The organism is Spirosoma sp. (assembly GCF_048594605.1).
Classification (GTDB): Bacteria; Bacteroidota; Bacteroidia; order Cytophagales; family Spirosomataceae; genus Spirosoma.
Map to the genome: position 1 here is coordinate 1 of NZ_JBMDWV010000319.1, position 15,330 is coordinate 15,330.

The window sequence follows — 15,330 nt, forward strand, 5'->3', positions numbered from 1 at the left end:
GGGTTTCCAAGTCTCCTTCGGCGGGTTTGCGTACATAAGCCATGCTATGGGCGCCCCGTTTGATGGGATTGAAATAGGGACCTTCGATATGAATGCCGGGTACGCCCAATGGGTTTTCGCTACGTACCGTTGCTACGGCCGCCATCGACTGCTGCATAACCGCGAGTGACGTTGAATGAATGGTAGGCAGGAGCGTAGTTGTGCCGTTGCGTAGGTGAGAATCGTAAATGTGCCGTACTGTGTCGGGAGTTGGAACGTCGTTAAGGAAAAGGTTTGATCCGCCGTAAAGTTGAAGGTCAACCAGCCCCGGAATCAAGTAGTCGCCATTTAAGTCGGTAACGACTTGATTATCAGTAGAAGTTTCTGTGGTCGTGACGTCCAGAATCCGGCCATTGGCGATACGTACCGACGCATTGGAAATCCACTCTTCGCCCGTAAAGAGCGTGGCATTGATAAACTGATTCATATGATAAAAACGGTTTTTGAACCGCGTAATGGACTAATGATGGCCGGAATGTAGCCGATTTTTCGTTGTTTTGCGAACAATTTTGTGTCCGTTACAATCTGTTTATCTTTTGAACGCTGTTCGTTTACTTCCCCCCGCCACGCTGACTCAGCCCGGTATTGTTCAGGCCACAATTCCGCTGGCTTCTTCCAAAAGTGAAAGCAATCGTGCGCTCATCATCGACGCCCTGACGGGCTTCCAATGCCAACTGCAAAATCTCTCCACCGCCCGCGATACGCAGACCATGATCCGGCTGCTGAAAGCTGACGACGAAATAGCCGATGTATTGGATGCCGGAACAACTATGCGTTTTCTGACCGCATATTTTGCTGTGACGGGTAAGCACAAAACAATGACGGGTACGCCCCGTATGTGCGAACGGCCGATTGGAATTCTGGTCGATGCGTTACGCACTCTCGGTGCTGATATTACGTATCTGAACAAAGATGGATATCCCCCGATGAAAATTAATGGATTCAACCCTTCATCAGCCAATCGGATCAGTATTCGCGGTGATGTCAGCAGCCAATATATTTCGGCCCTGCTGATGATTGCCCCTATGTTACCCAATGGGTTGACTTTAGAATTGACCGGATCGGTGGGTTCCCGGCCATATATCGAAATGACATTGGAACAGATGATTTATTTCGGGGCGGATGTGCAGGCCGATTGGGAGGCTAAGACGATTACCGTAGCGCCAAAACCCTACGTACCGAAACCTTATACTATTGAATCCGATTGGTCGGGGGCGAGTTACTGGTACAGTGTGGCGGCTTTGGCAAAAGATGAGACGGCTGAAATCAATTTACTGGGTCTGAAGGCAAAATCTTTGCAGGGCGATAGCGCTATTGTCGACATCATGCGGGCTTTGGGTGTTGACAGTACGTTCACTGACACGGGAGTTCGCCTAACCAAACGCCCAGCCGATGCGTCACTAGCCTGGGATTTTACGGATTGTCCGGATTTAGCGCAGACGGTGGCTGTCTGTGCGGCTGTGAAGGACGTAACGCTGACATTGACCGGAATAGAAAGTCTTAAGATTAAGGAAACCGACCGTGTAGCCGCTTTGCAGGCTGAGTTACAGAACATTGGCGCCGAACTGGTTGAACTTGAGCCTAACCATCGTTACGAAGTTCACCAGCTTAGTGATAAACCGAAAAAGCCCGCTACGATCGCTACGTATGATGATCACCGCATGGCAATGGCCTTTGCTCCCGTAGCCATGCAGGAAGAAATCATTATTGAAGAGCCGGGCGTAGTGGCTAAATCCTATCCTAGTTTCTGGGAGGATATGGCCCGGGTTGCTACGGTTGAAGCCGTGAAATAAGTTAACTTGCGCATACATCAGCCCTGCCGAATGAATAAAACATTTCATTCGGCAGGGCTGATTGCATTTTAGCTCAGGCCGTATCCGTTAAGCAATCGGTATTCTTTCTTCGTAGAACCCTCCGATGCCTATATAAATGACTCGTTTGTTGGAGCCTGTCAGAATGGCGTCGTAAAAGCGTACACCGGCCTGGGCAATTGCGTCCATAAAGCCGGAGTAATCTGATTTTCCCTGTTGATTCTCCCGGATTGAACGTATCGTTCCGTTCTGATCAAAGGTGGTAGCTATAGCTCTGGGTTCAATTACGTTCGGGTGCAGGAGCGTTGCTCCGTCAGCGAACCGGTAAAGAATATTTCCGGACGATACCTCAACGGTATAGGATTGCACACCCGCATCAGCGAGCTTCTGAGCCAGGTCGGGGTAATTTTTAGCAGTAGTGTAGGCTTGTTGAATCGTTTCTTCGATTGACATCTTCGTGTTGTTTTTCAGAACACAAATATCAGCAGTGCAGCTTAAATGAGCTTGTGCAAAACCGTTTTTCGAGCCGTTGCTACGTATCCAGACAGGCCAACTGGCCGCGATACTGAAAACCTATTACCAGCGATGTGTCGGGCAGAATTTGATAGGTCTGCTCATCAGCACTTTCCGAAATGACAAACCACTTGACGTAAGATTTTAATCGGTCGGATGGTACGTAATGCTGAAATCGCATAGGTTATTGCCGGCTTAGTTCATGTTGTCGCCCATAAATATAGCGCAGAGCGATGCCAAAGCTCCAGCCTGTACCATTGGCGGTTATAAACGATTGTTGCTCTGATGCGTTATTGACCGTATAAATTATTTCAGAGCGAAGCGCATCGCCAAATCCCCAGTATTTACGAACGAACGTCCCTAGTTCCAGAAAAGAAGACAAACGGACTGCGTAGTCAATGCCCGCTTCGGCCAGACCTGTAATACGATTCGCTGTTGTTGTCGTATTCGTCAGACGTAACGTATCAGTACGGCTTCCGCGATTCCGGGAAATGTAGCCAATTAACCGGAAGTCGTCCATCGGTGCATTTCCGTTGGGAACAAGCCAGGCTCCGGCTGTTAGCCAGAATCCGGTTCCGTTTTCGGTCCGCTTTCCTGAGCCGATACGTCGTTTTATACGTAGTGGAATACCGTTGCCGCTATTTTTATAATCAAACGTAAGTGGATCCGCGCCATTAGCAATTCTGATCGGGAGGTGAATTGGGGCATTGACGTAGCCCGTTTCTACTGCCCATGCGTTGCGGTACGTATAACCGAACAGTGCGCCCCAGGCCGCTTTAACCTGAGTGGGGTTGCTGACCAGTCCGTTTAAGGTGTTGGTTAATGTACTGGCATCGCTGCGAAAACTACCTTCTGCGCTTACATACCAGGTCTGTGTTTCTGTGACGCGCTGCCATAACTCACTCCCCATTTCATTTATACCTGTAAGACGCCCCCGCTTCGGCTGGCGCAGAGTACGGTTATCTTCGGGATCGGCTGTCAGTATAGCTCGGCGTTGCAAAGGATTCCTGTAATAAGCCGTATCAACCTCGGTTTCCTGCGCCAGCGCCGATGATAAGACGAAGCAGAACAACAGACAGAAAAGCGAGAGATGTTTCATAAGACAGTGCTTGTCTGATAGGATGGTTAAGGCAATAGTATATGAATTACGCAGGTTTAGCCGGTTGTGTTGCTATTTATGATAAATTCAGTCTCGTAGCATTTTCAGGATAAATGTTGGTATCATTTACGTATACCATTAATTTTAGCTGAGCTTGCGTCCTGGCGTACCTACTTTTCGTAACAGGCGGTTAAAATTAACGCCTTTTAATAAGTTGCGATTCGTAGTATTTGATTCAGTGAGCGAGGCAAATTCTTAGGCTATTTCTCAATTAGAATGACTAGTACAATTATTATTACCATATGCACTTTGTTACTTATTGCTTATGGATTCGACATTACGTCTCCAAAGACAAAAGTGCCTTCAGTTATACTTCTGATTGTACTAGGGTGGATTGTACGGCAAATATCTTTTTATTGGGAAATTGCCGTGCCAAATTTAATGCCAATTTTACCCATACTTGGCACCGTTGGATTAATACTTATTGTGCTGGAAGGATCGCTGGAATTAGAATTAAATCGGTCTAAAATCAAGCTGATTAATAAATCACTATGGGTAGCTTTACTTCCGGTATTTATTCTCGCGTTTTTGCTTGATTTTGCTTTTCAATATTTTGGTTATCCCTCGTTTAAAGATAACCTCGCCAATATTATTCCACTTTGTATCATAAGCAGCGCTATTGCTATACCAAGTGCCAGATTTCTAACTTCTTCTGATCGCGAATTTGTCGTTTACGAGAGTAGTCTGTCTGATATTATTGGCATATTATTCTTTAATTTTATTACGCTTAATACAACCATTGACGTCTTTTCATTTGGTCATTTTATAAGAGATTTTACGCTGATGGTTATCATCTCATTTATGGCTACCATTGGGCTTGCTTTTTTACTGAAAAACATAGGGCATCATGTGAAGTTTGTGCCTATTATTTTATTGGTAATCCTTATTTATTCAGTTTCAAAAATTTATCATTTACCCTCCTTAGTTTTTATTCTTATTCTGGGTATTTTTCTGGGTAATCTTGATGAACTAAAGTCGCTTAAATGGATTGCTAAGCTGAATCCGGATAGTTTAAACCGGGAAGTAAACAGGCTTAAGGAGCTGACAGCCGAGATGACTTTTTTAATCAGGACGCTATTCTTTCTCCTTTTTGGCTATTTATTGGAAACGCCTGATATTCTGAACGAAAAAACGGCCTTATGGGCACTGGGGATCGTAATTGCCATTTACGCGATCAGAGCCATCCACCTTAAATTATTTGGGTTTAAATTGTATCCACTGCTATATATCGCACCACGGGGGCTGATTACAATTCTGCTCTATTTGTCAATTCCGGTTACCCAGCAGATTGATCTGGTCAGTAAGTCACTCATTATTCAGGTAATTATCTTAACGGCTTTAGTTATGATGGTTGGTTTGATGACTATGCCCAAGGTGCGGGATGAAGTAGAAACACTTGACGAAAAGATCGCCCAGGATTCTGAAGAGCCCTCCCTGTAGATGCGTAACGTCAACTCACTTTTTCGTAATTGGTCACTTGATTTGCGTAGTTCGTCAGCGACTGGCTGACTCGTTCGGCGGACCTTTGTCATGTACTAATTGATAGACAAAGGTTATGAAAACGACTTCCTCTAAAAATACCTTTCATACGCTTGTTTTGGGCGCAACCGGAAGCATTGGTTATGCTGTCACGGAAAATCTGCTCGCTCGCCAACTACCCGTTACCATCCTGGTTCGCAATCGGGCCAAAGCCGAAGCGCTGTTCTCCCATCGGCCAACGCTTACAATTGTGGAGGGAGATGCGCACAACGTATCACTACTTAATCAGCTTTCGATCGATAAAGACTTTATTTTTCACGGTATTAATTACCCCTACAACAAATGGTTTGGGAATATGGATACCGTTACGCAAAAAGTAATTGACGCGGCAGCACAGAACCATGCCACCATCGTTTTTGCCGGGAACGTGTACAATTTCGGAAATACAAAAGAACCCATTCGTGAAGATAGCCGCCCAAACCCCTGTACTCGCAAAGGGCAGTTACGTGTCGAGATCGAGGCTATGCTGGAACAGGCGGCCAAGGCCGGAAAATGTCGTGTACTGAATGTTCGCTTGCCTGATTTCTGGGGGCCGAACGTATTGAATGAGGGGGTAAAACCGATTTTCGAAAATGCGCTGAACGGCAAAGCCCTGCCCTGGATCATAAATGCTGATATTCCACATCAGGCTGTTTATACGAAAGATGCCGCCGAACTTATTGGGCGATTAATGATCTGGAGTCAAGGAGAACAACGTATCGAGCCTCCTTATGAAGTTTATAATTACGGCGGTACAACGGTTTCCTCTATGCGGGCCTGGTTTGACGAGATTTGTGCCCTAACGGGTAAGTCGCTGAAAATGCAGGTGTACAATCGCTTTCAAATCAGTGTATTGGGCATATTCATGCCGGTGCTTCGCGAGTTGAAGGAGATGCTTTACCTGTACGAGAATACAATTGTGCTTGAGGACAAAAAAGTGCTGCGCTTGTTTCCGGATTTCCGTCCAACACCCATGACCCAGGCATTGACAGAAACATTGACCTGGTTTGCCCAACATCAGTTGAAGCGTTCATTTACGCCCATAAATACTACAGGTAAGCGAGCGCTGACTACTGATTAATTCTTTTCTACGTTACGTTAATTTATCTACAAAAATCTGATAATCAGATGAAAAATTTATTGAAGTCTGAAGAACTGATCCAGTTTCTGGGAGCCATTTATCTGTTCTCGCGCCTACATTTTGCCTGGTGGTGGTTTCCTGCGCTGATTCTCCTGCCTGACCTTAGTATGATCGGTTATGCCGTCAATCCAGCCCTCGGAGCGGTTACTTACAACGTAGTACATCACAAAGGCCTGGGGGTTTTGATTGGACTGCTGGGTTTAATGACCAATAACCAGAATCTGCTGTTGGCAGGCATAATTCTCTTTGCCCATTCGAGCATGGATCGTATGTTTGGGTATGGTTTGAAATATCCTGACAGCTTCAAACACACGAGTTTAGGAGACCTGTAATTGGTCGATGTGAGCGTTTAGCCCGCTACTTCTCCAGAACAGAATCCTCGCTAAGTTTCTCCTGCTGAAAAGCCATATCATGCGCTTTACGTGCCCGCTCACGGGTTTCACGGGCTTTCTCGAAAAACTCTTCAGACGCTTTCTGATTGCCGCCTTCGGCAAACTGCTTGCCCGACTGTTCGAGCAGAATGACTGTTTCTTCCAGGCTCCGGACGGCTTTCCAGAACGACTCTTCCACCACCTTTGTCGTTTCGGCCAACAACGAGCTTGCCGTGAATGCGTGACCCGTATGACACCGATACCGAATGAGCATCCCTTCTTTAATGCTGATCAATGAACCATTGCACTCCGGGCAGGTGAGTGGGGTGAGTTCACCCAGATTGAGAATACCCAGTTCGAAGGCGTTGTCCTGAGCCGCAATGTTTATCTCGGTTTCGATCAGATTCAGTTCTTTTTCCGATAGTTCCGGTTTACTGGAAACATCCTCGTTGCTCAATTGGGTGAGTAAGGCTGCCATGTCTTTTACAGGCAACTGATAGTCTACATCCACATTGTCCAGTACGTTATCGGGCATACTGGGGTACATGGCATCCTGTGGTTCCTGAACCACCGTAATACCACCCAGGCGCTTGATTGACCACATTCCTGACGTACCGTCGTTGAGCATACCTGTCAGCACGACGCCAATAACGCGTGGCCCATACGTATACGCAGCGGAGCGAAAGAGGGCATCGATAGAAGGGCGAAACCTGTTTTCTTTGGGTCCCTTTTTTACAATCACCTGATCAAATTCGACCAGCAGGTGATGGTCTGGTGGCGCTACATAAATATGACCCTGCTGAACCAGTTCTCCGTCTTTTGGATGCGTAGCAGGCAACGGCCCTGCTGAGGTCAGAATATCGGGCAGAAAGCTGGGCGAATGCGGTGATACGTGCATAACCACAAAAATGGCCGCTTTCAGATCGGGCGGTAGGCTAGCGACCAGATCTTTTAAGGCGTAAACGCCACCGGCCGACGCACCAACAACAATAATATCTCGTTTTGCCATCTTTGCAGTTAAGGATTACCTTTATACATGGGTTTCGTAACAAGTTCTCTATCTACCCTAAACCACAGTATTGCTGCTTAGTTCAGGCTGGGCTTATCGAATATGGCAAAAAGCAAAGAACCATCTGATTCGGATGAGTCTAAATCTCATCTAAACGTTCCAATAGTTGCTATTGGAGCTTCGGCCGGTGGTCAGGAAGCGGTAGAAGAATTACTGAAAAACCTATCGCCCACCACGGGGCTGGCTTACGTATATATCCAGCACCTCGATCCGACGCAGGAAAGCCACCTGGCTGCTATTTTAGGTCGTGCTACGTCTATGCCCGTGCTGGAAGCCGAGCATTTGATGCAGGTAGAACCTAATCATCTGTATATCATTCCGCACGACCGCGATCTGGAGGTATTGGATGGTGTACTGACGCTGGTACCACGTAAAAGCAGGTCAGTCATTCATATGCCCATCGACCAGTTTTTTCTGTCGCTGGCCGGACGGCAGAAGAATGGTGCCATCGCCATTGTACTATCGGGAACAGCCTCCGACGGTACGTTAGGGCTGCGAGCCATCAAAGCGGCTGTGGGAATTACGTTTGCGCAGGACGAAACGGCTAAGTTTCAGAGTATGCCCCGATCAGCGATTGCCGAAGGCGTTGTAGACCGGATACTGCCTCCGGTCGAAATTGCCCGTGAGCTGGAGCGATTGAGCAAGCAAACAGACATTTTTCAGCAAACGACACTGACCGAATCGCAGGAGGCCGAAAGCCTGGAGACTCTGATGAATGAGCCAACGGCAGGGACTAACGAAGATTTACGGAATATTATTCAGTTGCTGCGCCGGGCTACGGGCGTCGACTTTACCCATTACAAAGTAACAACCATCCGCCGACGTATTATTCGACGGACGCTGCTCTATAAACTGGAATCACTGCGCGAATACACCGATTATCTGCGTAAGAATCCCGAAGAAGCCGGTTTGTTGTACGATGACCTGCTGATTAACGTAACAACATTTTTCCGAGATGCCGAAACTATGGACTATCTCCAGAAAGTATTGTTGCCGCAACTGATTCGGGAAAAATCGGCGCAGGAGTCGCTACGTATCTGGGTACCTGCCTGCTCAACTGGTCAGGAAGCTTACTCACTGGCTATGCTGCTGCTGGAAGTAATGGGCGAACGGGCACTTAGCCGAACCATTCAGATTTTTGCTACGGATCTGAGCGAATCGGCCGTGGCCAAAGCGCGTCTGGGTAGCTACACGCGCGGTGAGGTGATGGACGTATCGGCCCGGCGGCTACAACGGTTTTTCACAAAAGTAGACGATCACTATCGTATCAATAAGTCGGTACGAGACCTGTGCGTATTTGCTCCGCATAACTTACTGAAAGATCCGCCGTTCTCCCGACTTGATCTGGTCAGTTGCCGGAATCTACTCATCTATCTGGATACTACCCTCCAGCGCAAGGCCATTGTTACGTTCCATTACGCGTTGAATCCCAACGGTTATTTGATCCTGGGAAAATCGGAAACAGTTGGTACGTCGGCGCAGCTGTTTTCGCAACTGGAAAAAAACTACAAGGTCTTTGCCCGAAAAAACGATGTTGATAGCCGGGCAACCTTTACCCTGACCCCCCGCACGCCGGAAGGCGACCGGTTATCCAGCCGCCATTCATTAATGCCAAGAAATATAGTATCGCCGGGCAATACAGCATCAGAGAATTTTTCATCGGCAGGTCAGGATCGTTTGGGTGCAGCTTCAGATTTAGAAAAAGTGGTTGATAATCTGTTGCTCAGTCAGTACGTACCGGCCAGCGTGGTCGTCAATCAGGATCTGGAGATTCTTCAGTTTCGGGGCTCAACGGGCCTCTTTCTGGAACCGGCACCCGGCAAAGCCAGCCTGAATCTACTTAAGATGGCCCGGCCGTCGTTGGTGTTTGAGTTACGGAATGCAGTCCATAAAGTCCAGAAATCGAACGAGCCGGTGCGCAAGAGTGGTCTGGAAATCAGGGTAAAGAATAAAATTCACTACGTAGCGATCGAAGCCGTTCCGCTCAATACCGTTGGGGAAGAGCGGCTATTCCTGATCATTTTTGAGGAAGTTGACCCGCCCGTTGCCTCTACCACCCACACGGCCGACGCCCGTAATCGACGTATCAAAGAACTGGAAAGCGAGTTAGCCAATCTGCGGGAAGATATGCGCTCCATTATTGAGGAGCAGGAAGCCAGCAACGAAGAACTGCAATCGGCTAATGAGGAAATCATTAGCAGCAATGAAGAATTGCAGAGTATTAATGAAGAACTCGAAACCAGTAAGGAAGAGATTGAGTCGACAAACGAAGAACTGCTGACAATCAATCAGGAGTTGCAGGTACGTAACGACCAGCTCTCAGAAGCGTACCGGTTTGCTGAAGATATATTTGGTACCATTCGTGAAGCTACGCTGGTACTCGATGCCGATCTGCGGATTAAAAGCGCCAATCAGGCGTTTTATCGATTGTTTCAGTTAAGAGAAGATGAAGCCGAACGGCGGCTCATCTATGAATTAGGGAATCGCCAGTGGGACGTTCCTGAGTTGCGGCTCATGCTGACCGATATCATTACGTCGGATGTGCAATTTCAGGGGTACGAGCTAACCTACTTATCATCGGAAATCGGTCAGAAACATTTATCGCTCAATGCCCGACGGGTAGTACGGCAGCAGGATTCTATTCTGTTGGCCATAGAAGATATAACGGAACATCGCCGGGCGGAGCGACTGCTGGCCGAGCGCGAAGCCTGGTTTCATAACATTGCCGATAGCGTACCCTCGCTCATCTGGGTGACCGACGCTAATGGGAACGTTACGTTCCTGAACAAAGTCTGGCTCTCCTATACGGGGCGGACCCTCGAAGATGTTAGAACGCATGGTATCGGGCTATCCTTGCATTCCGACGATCAGGCGGCTTATCAGCGTCAGCATCAACTACACGTGAAGTCGCGGGAAGCCTTTACGACTGAATATCGCCTGCGCCGACACGACGGCGATTACCGATGGATGCTGGAAAAGGCTCAGCCAATGTTCGGCGCTGATGGGGCATTCAGTGGGTATATTGGTAGCTCGGCTGATGTGCATCTGCAAAAAGAAATTAACCAGGAACTGGACCGGCACGTACAGGAGCGCACGGCGGAGCTGGAGCAGACGGCACTAAATCTGCAGGCGGTACTGAACAGTTCAAAAGCCGTTATTGGCTTTCTGAAACCAATCAGGCAAGAGGAATATGTGGCTAATTTCCGATTGGTCGTTTGTAACCAGGAGTTTGCCCAAATGACCGGCCAAACTATAGAGGAATTGGTTGGGACACTTGCTTCTCAATTGGCGGGCAGTCTCTGGCAGGAGCATACCGTCGAAAACATTCGGCGCGTCCTGGAAACAGGCGGGCCGTTTCAGGAAGAACGATTCGACCCCAAAAGCGAACAATGGGTACTCATTACGCTCACAAAGTATGATGATGGGGTTGTATTGATGGGTTACGATATTACTGCCTTGAAAAGAGCGGAGGCACAGCAGGATGATCTGCTCAATGAACTGGAAAACTCGAACGATAACCTTCGGGTATTAACCCAACTCCGTCAGCACATACAGGATCGGGGTGAGTTTCTACGTAGTACCTCACACGATTTGCGGGGTAATTTTGGCATTATTCAGGGAGCGGCCACGCTGCTCAATATGGCCAATACAGAAGCCGAGCGAGAGCAGATGCTATCCATGCTTCAGCGAAACCTGCGGGAAGCTACACAGATGTTGACCGAATTGCTGGATGTTGCCCGTTTGGAAGCCGGACAGGAGCAACGGCAGATAGCGCCCTTCGATGCCGCTGAGCAGCTCAGTGGCATGGTCGAAAGTGTGCGACCGTTAGCTGATGAAAAGGGCTTATGGTTACGTTCTGAAGGCGAAGAAACACTTTCTGTTGAAGGCGATGTGGTTAATGTGCGACGAATCGCCCAAAATCTTTTACTCAATGCACTGAAATATACCCAGACTGGGGGCGTAACAGTGAGCTGGAAAGCGGATGCCAACACGGATTACTGGCAACTAATTGTGGCCGATACGGGGCCGGGGTTACTGAAGGTAACTCGCTCTAAAACAAGCGAAGGTATAGGGCTGATCATTGTTCGGCAGTTGTGCGAATTATTGAACGCCCGGTTAGAAATAGATAGCCAGCCGGGTGTCGGTACACGGTTTGAGGTATCATTTCCACGAACCTATTCTGAGTAAGAATTCTGCAATTCAGGGTGGTCAGTCTGGTTCACGTAACCACTGGTGGGCGAACCAGACAGACCACCCAGGTTTGTTTTTTAATGCAACGATACGTCTATAGGCAATGTCAAGGCATTAGCCTGGCCACAACGTATCCCGTTGTGTGTAACAAACCGGCACGTAACACTACGTAGCGTTAAATATACTTTGGCAACGTAACCGCTTCCCACCAGTAATGCCGAAAGGACGTAATGCATTCCAGCCATTTGTCGTAACCACTTGGCTTAACGATGTAGGAATTTGAACGGAGCGCGTACGATTCACTTATATCGTCCTTATCGTTTGAATAGCTCAGGACAACTACAGGAATTTCCCGGTATATGTGATGCGCTTTAAGGATCTGCAGCAGGTTGCAGCCCTGTTGCCGATCGGGAAGGTACAGATCCAGCAGCACTAACTTGGGCAGTTCACACCCAGTTTGCACACAGGTTTCCAGGTACATTACGGCCTGTGTGGCTTCTGGCATCCAGATCGCATCTACTTCCGGAAAACGTTGCTGTAGAGCCCAGCGAATTAAAAACCACTGATCGGCATTGTCCTCAATAACAAGGATTGTGGCTTTTTTCGATTTGTGATGTTTCTGATAAGGAGTGTTGGTCATTTGAGTTTATGATTGAACAGGGTGGTTAACAGTTGGGCTACCATTATTAATGAGGGAGTGACTAATTGGTTGTGGGGTAGATAAAATTAATTGAATTATAGTTTTTGTTGACAGAAAGCAGCTGTTATTTTTCAATAGCTGTTAAGAATAGATTTTTTCCTTTAATGTTTAGGTAAACATAAAAGCCGATACCTCAGGCTAAATTTTTGTATAGCGTAAATACCATTATCTGATACGTTATAATAAGTACCTTTTCGTAAACGACAGAGACCAGCAGAGCGGCCATTAGAAAGAGAAGCTTCCGCCATAATCGCGAATATGATCGCGCCAGACGCTTTGGTAATTAATTTGAGTAGAATATACGACGCTTGTCTGACAAACAAATTCAATCCAGACACCAGGCCCGTCAATGCGAACATAATCTGCGTTGTTTGTAAGGGAAGTGTTTCCTGAATAAGCTACGTACGTATCGGCCAGCTCATTCTGGTAAATTGCCAATAATTTAGCCGTAGTAGCGGTATCAGTGTCCTGCAACCAGGGCTTCATGGCGGCCAGAACCAAAGCCTGTTGGTCTGCATTTAAACGACTGACTTTGATCCCCTCTTTGGTTGTCGGAAATTTTCCGTCATTATTCGGGCCGAGTACTACGTTGTTGAAGGTGCTGCCCAATTTAGCACTGGCAAGCTGATCGTTACTGAACGACGCAAGCATAGTTGCCATAGCGTCGTGTTCGTTCTTAAGAGGAGCGTAAGCCATTCCATCTGTGGTCGTCCAGCTTCTGGGCTCAACGCCCGTAAACTGAGGAGTGACCCCCTGCACTTCGCCTGCCTTGTAGGTTTTGTTAATGGCTAAATGATGGCCACCAAACTGGAGCTGCCAGGTGCTGGTTGTGGAAGGAGTACCCAGAAAAGCAATAAAATAAGCACCTGACGAATAGCCGCCTGCTCCATCTGCTGCTTTCAGTATGTCGTCGGCGGCCCGAATTTGCATCACTTCGTCATACCCTTCATTAGCAGTAGTACCGGTAGCTGCGGCAACAACCGCCAGAGCTGCCTTTGCCTGAGTATCGGTCAGATTGGCTAACTGTAGGCCATTTCGGCAACCCGAGCCGCAGGGCAGATTTGACCATTTAACCGCATTGGTTTGATCATAAGTTAAGACGACGTCGGATTTTTGGGCGTCGGTAAGCGTAGCCAGAAACGCATTGGCAGCACATACAACTTTCGCTACGGTGGTTGTAGCTGTGCCGCAGTCGGGCGTTGTTGTGGTCGTCGATGAACCCGCTGAAATCGTTGCTGTTGTTGAACAGAAGCCTGACGCATACGTTCCTGCCGATACGGTAAAGGTAGCCGACGTAACGCTCGACGTACCATCGAACCTGAGTGGAATGGCAACACTGGTTTGCCCATCTGTCACTGGTGTTGTATACGTAGCGGGCGAAAAATCAGGACTGGAACTAATAATGTTGAAGGTTACTGAGCCTGCTGTTGCATCCTTCAGGCCAACCGATAACGTAGCGCCCTGGATGATCCCACTGTTTGTGAATGTTCCGGGACTGATCGAGACTGATGAGCAGTTTAAGGAAGGAGCTCTCATGATATCATTCTCCGTTTTTTTGCAGGAGATTACCACACTCAGAAAAAAGAAAACAGCTAACGTAAGTCGGATAAATTGCCCATTCATAGGCTTTAAAGATACTATTCTCTTTTTAATAGTTAGGAACGTCTTATAACTATTCGATCAACAGGGAGAGTTGTTGATAAAAAGAGGTAGGTAAGAAATAGCAACCCGGAAATATGGCGAAATGCTAAGCGATAATTAGATAAGTTATAGAACAAACGTATCATTCAGTTTATGACTCCCGTTTCTTCCCACTGGCGGAGCCAGTCTTTTTTGACACCCTGCACCTGTGAGAAAAACGCGTAGAAAGGTACCATATCCTGTTCGTAATTGCCGGTGGCATACAGAGGATCGCCCAGAATAACCAGCTTCCGGGGCCAGTCGAAACCAACCGGAATATAGGGAACCTGTGCTTTGAGAGCGATGTAATAGAAGCCTGTTTTTATTTTTGCTACGTTGCTACGTGTGCCTTCGGGGGCAATACAGATATGGAGCTGCTGGTGCTGGTTGAAAACGGCGACAATACTATCAACCAGATTATGCGATCTATCACGGTAGACAGGTTTGCCACCCAAAGCGCGGAAAAGCCATCCTGAGTACCAGGTAAATAACGAACTTTTGGCGAGGTATTGAACCCACACCCGGCTAGCTGCCCGGGCACCCAGACCAACCAGAAAATCCCAGTTTGTGGTGTGTGGAGCAACGACCCAGATGGTCTTAGGTAGGGTAGTAACGTTGCCAACGAGTTGCCAGCCAGCAATTTTGAACAACCAACGGGCAAGGGCACTAAACATAGTAGTTGATAGCCAACAGTCGTCAGTCGATAGATGGTAATCGATTCGGAACGATACCAGCGTTTATTGGCTGACGACTGTCAACTTAAATTAGTATTTCCGGTCATTCTTTTCTAACCATCGACCTGTCATGAACGAAGCGATCAGGAGAACAGCGTAGAACAGAAGTGTCAAAGGTGTTGATAAATCCATGTTTGTAGTTTGTATTCAGTTGAATGTCGGTGCAAAAGTACACAGAAAGAGTCGATAGTCGCTAGTTGTCAGTCAATAGTTATTAGCGAAAATCAGGAATCCCTCTCGATTAATAATCGGCGGGTATTGACCATCAGAGAACTCCCTTTGTACTTGGAAGGTTGTCGATTTCTTTAAGATCACGCCGGACAGCCATTTTAATGGATTTGGCAAAGGCCTTAAAAATCGCTTCGATCTTGTGATGCTCATTATCGCCTTCTACTTTGATATTC

General features: G+C 47.5%; 12 protein-coding genes and 2 pseudogenes. 5 read left to right on the forward strand and 9 right to left on the reverse strand.

All coding sequences use genetic code 11. The features are described from left to right. Positions 1–466 (reverse strand): annotated as a pseudogene (locus ACOJS8_RS19165) (N-acetylglucosamine-6-phosphate deacetylase); the annotation flags it as partial. Between the two features lie 109 nt (positions 467–575). Between ACOJS8_RS19165 and ACOJS8_RS19170 the strand changes: the two are divergent. Continuing rightward, positions 576–1,832: a 3-phosphoshikimate 1-carboxyvinyltransferase gene (locus ACOJS8_RS19170; RefSeq protein WP_420150157.1), complete on the forward strand. Its 1,257-nt coding sequence runs from the start codon at positions 576–578 to the stop codon at positions 1,830–1,832. Between the two features lie 87 nt (positions 1,833–1,919). Here ACOJS8_RS19170 and ACOJS8_RS19175 read toward each other — a convergent pair whose 3' ends face one another. The 3 genes from ACOJS8_RS19175 to ACOJS8_RS19185 all read right to left on the reverse strand — a co-directional run bounded on the left by ACOJS8_RS19175 (position 1,920) and on the right by ACOJS8_RS19185 (position 3,462). Then, positions 1,920–2,303 (reverse strand): DUF1398 family protein, encoded by a 384-nt coding sequence (locus ACOJS8_RS19175; protein WP_420150158.1) that lies wholly within the window; start codon positions 2,301–2,303, stop codon positions 1,920–1,922. A 79-nt stretch (positions 2,304–2,382) separates the two neighbouring features. Beyond that, positions 2,383–2,544 (reverse strand): hypothetical protein, encoded by a 162-nt coding sequence (locus tag ACOJS8_RS19180; protein WP_420150159.1) that lies wholly within the window; start codon positions 2,542–2,544, stop codon positions 2,383–2,385. Between the two features lie 3 nt (positions 2,545–2,547). Beyond that, positions 2,548–3,462, reverse strand: a complete 915-nt coding sequence (locus ACOJS8_RS19185) for a hypothetical protein (protein WP_420150160.1) — start codon at positions 3,460–3,462, stop codon at positions 2,548–2,550. 357 nt (positions 3,463–3,819) lie between these two features. Here ACOJS8_RS19185 and ACOJS8_RS19190 point away from each other — a divergent pair, with 357 nt between their 5' ends. The 3 genes from ACOJS8_RS19190 to ACOJS8_RS19200 all read left to right on the forward strand — a co-directional run bounded on the left by ACOJS8_RS19190 (position 3,820) and on the right by ACOJS8_RS19200 (position 6,513). Then, positions 3,820–4,962, forward strand: a complete 1,143-nt coding sequence (locus ACOJS8_RS19190; protein ID WP_420150161.1) for a sodium:proton antiporter — start codon at positions 3,820–3,822, stop codon at positions 4,960–4,962. Positions 4,963–5,077: 115 nt separating this feature from the next. Then, complete coding sequence (locus tag ACOJS8_RS19195) at positions 5,078–6,121, forward strand: NAD(P)H-binding protein (protein ID WP_420150162.1); 1,044 nt, start codon at positions 5,078–5,080, stop codon at positions 6,119–6,121. A 47-nt stretch (positions 6,122–6,168) separates the two neighbouring features. After that, positions 6,169–6,513 carry a DUF4260 domain-containing protein gene (locus ACOJS8_RS19200; protein WP_420150163.1) on the forward strand — a complete coding sequence of 115 codons (345 nt, stop codon included), beginning with the start codon at positions 6,169–6,171 and terminating at the stop codon, positions 6,511–6,513. Between the two features lie 25 nt (positions 6,514–6,538). Here ACOJS8_RS19200 and ACOJS8_RS19205 read toward each other — a convergent pair whose 3' ends face one another. Next, positions 6,539–7,561 (reverse strand): chemotaxis protein CheB, encoded by a 1,023-nt coding sequence (locus ACOJS8_RS19205; protein ID WP_420150164.1) that lies wholly within the window; start codon positions 7,559–7,561, stop codon positions 6,539–6,541. Between the two features lie 102 nt (positions 7,562–7,663). Here ACOJS8_RS19205 and ACOJS8_RS19210 point away from each other — a divergent pair, with 102 nt between their 5' ends. Beyond that, positions 7,664–11,809, forward strand: coding sequence for a CheR family methyltransferase (locus ACOJS8_RS19210; protein ID WP_420150165.1), 4,146 nt, complete (start codon positions 7,664–7,666; stop codon positions 11,807–11,809). Between the two features lie 178 nt (positions 11,810–11,987). Here the strand turns inward: ACOJS8_RS19210 and ACOJS8_RS19215 are convergent, their stop codons facing one another. From ACOJS8_RS19215 to ACOJS8_RS19230, 4 genes and pseudogenes are all read right to left on the reverse strand, one after another. Then, a complete protein-coding gene (locus ACOJS8_RS19215; protein WP_420150166.1) occupies positions 11,988–12,452 on the reverse strand; it encodes a response regulator in 465 nt (154 codons plus the stop codon). A 285-nt stretch (positions 12,453–12,737) separates the two neighbouring features. After that, on the reverse strand, positions 12,738–14,048 hold the full coding sequence (locus tag ACOJS8_RS19220; RefSeq protein WP_420150167.1) for a DUF3500 domain-containing protein: 1,311 nt from the start codon (positions 14,046–14,048) through the stop codon (positions 12,738–12,740). A gap of 251 nt (positions 14,049–14,299) precedes the next feature. Continuing rightward, on the reverse strand, positions 14,300–14,866 hold the full coding sequence (locus tag ACOJS8_RS19225) for a 1-acyl-sn-glycerol-3-phosphate acyltransferase (RefSeq protein ID WP_420150168.1): 567 nt from the start codon (positions 14,864–14,866) through the stop codon (positions 14,300–14,302). 325 nt (positions 14,867–15,191) lie between these two features. Next, a pseudogene (locus tag ACOJS8_RS19230) lies at positions 15,192–15,330 on the reverse strand (bifunctional histidinol-phosphatase/imidazoleglycerol-phosphate dehydratase); the annotation flags it as partial.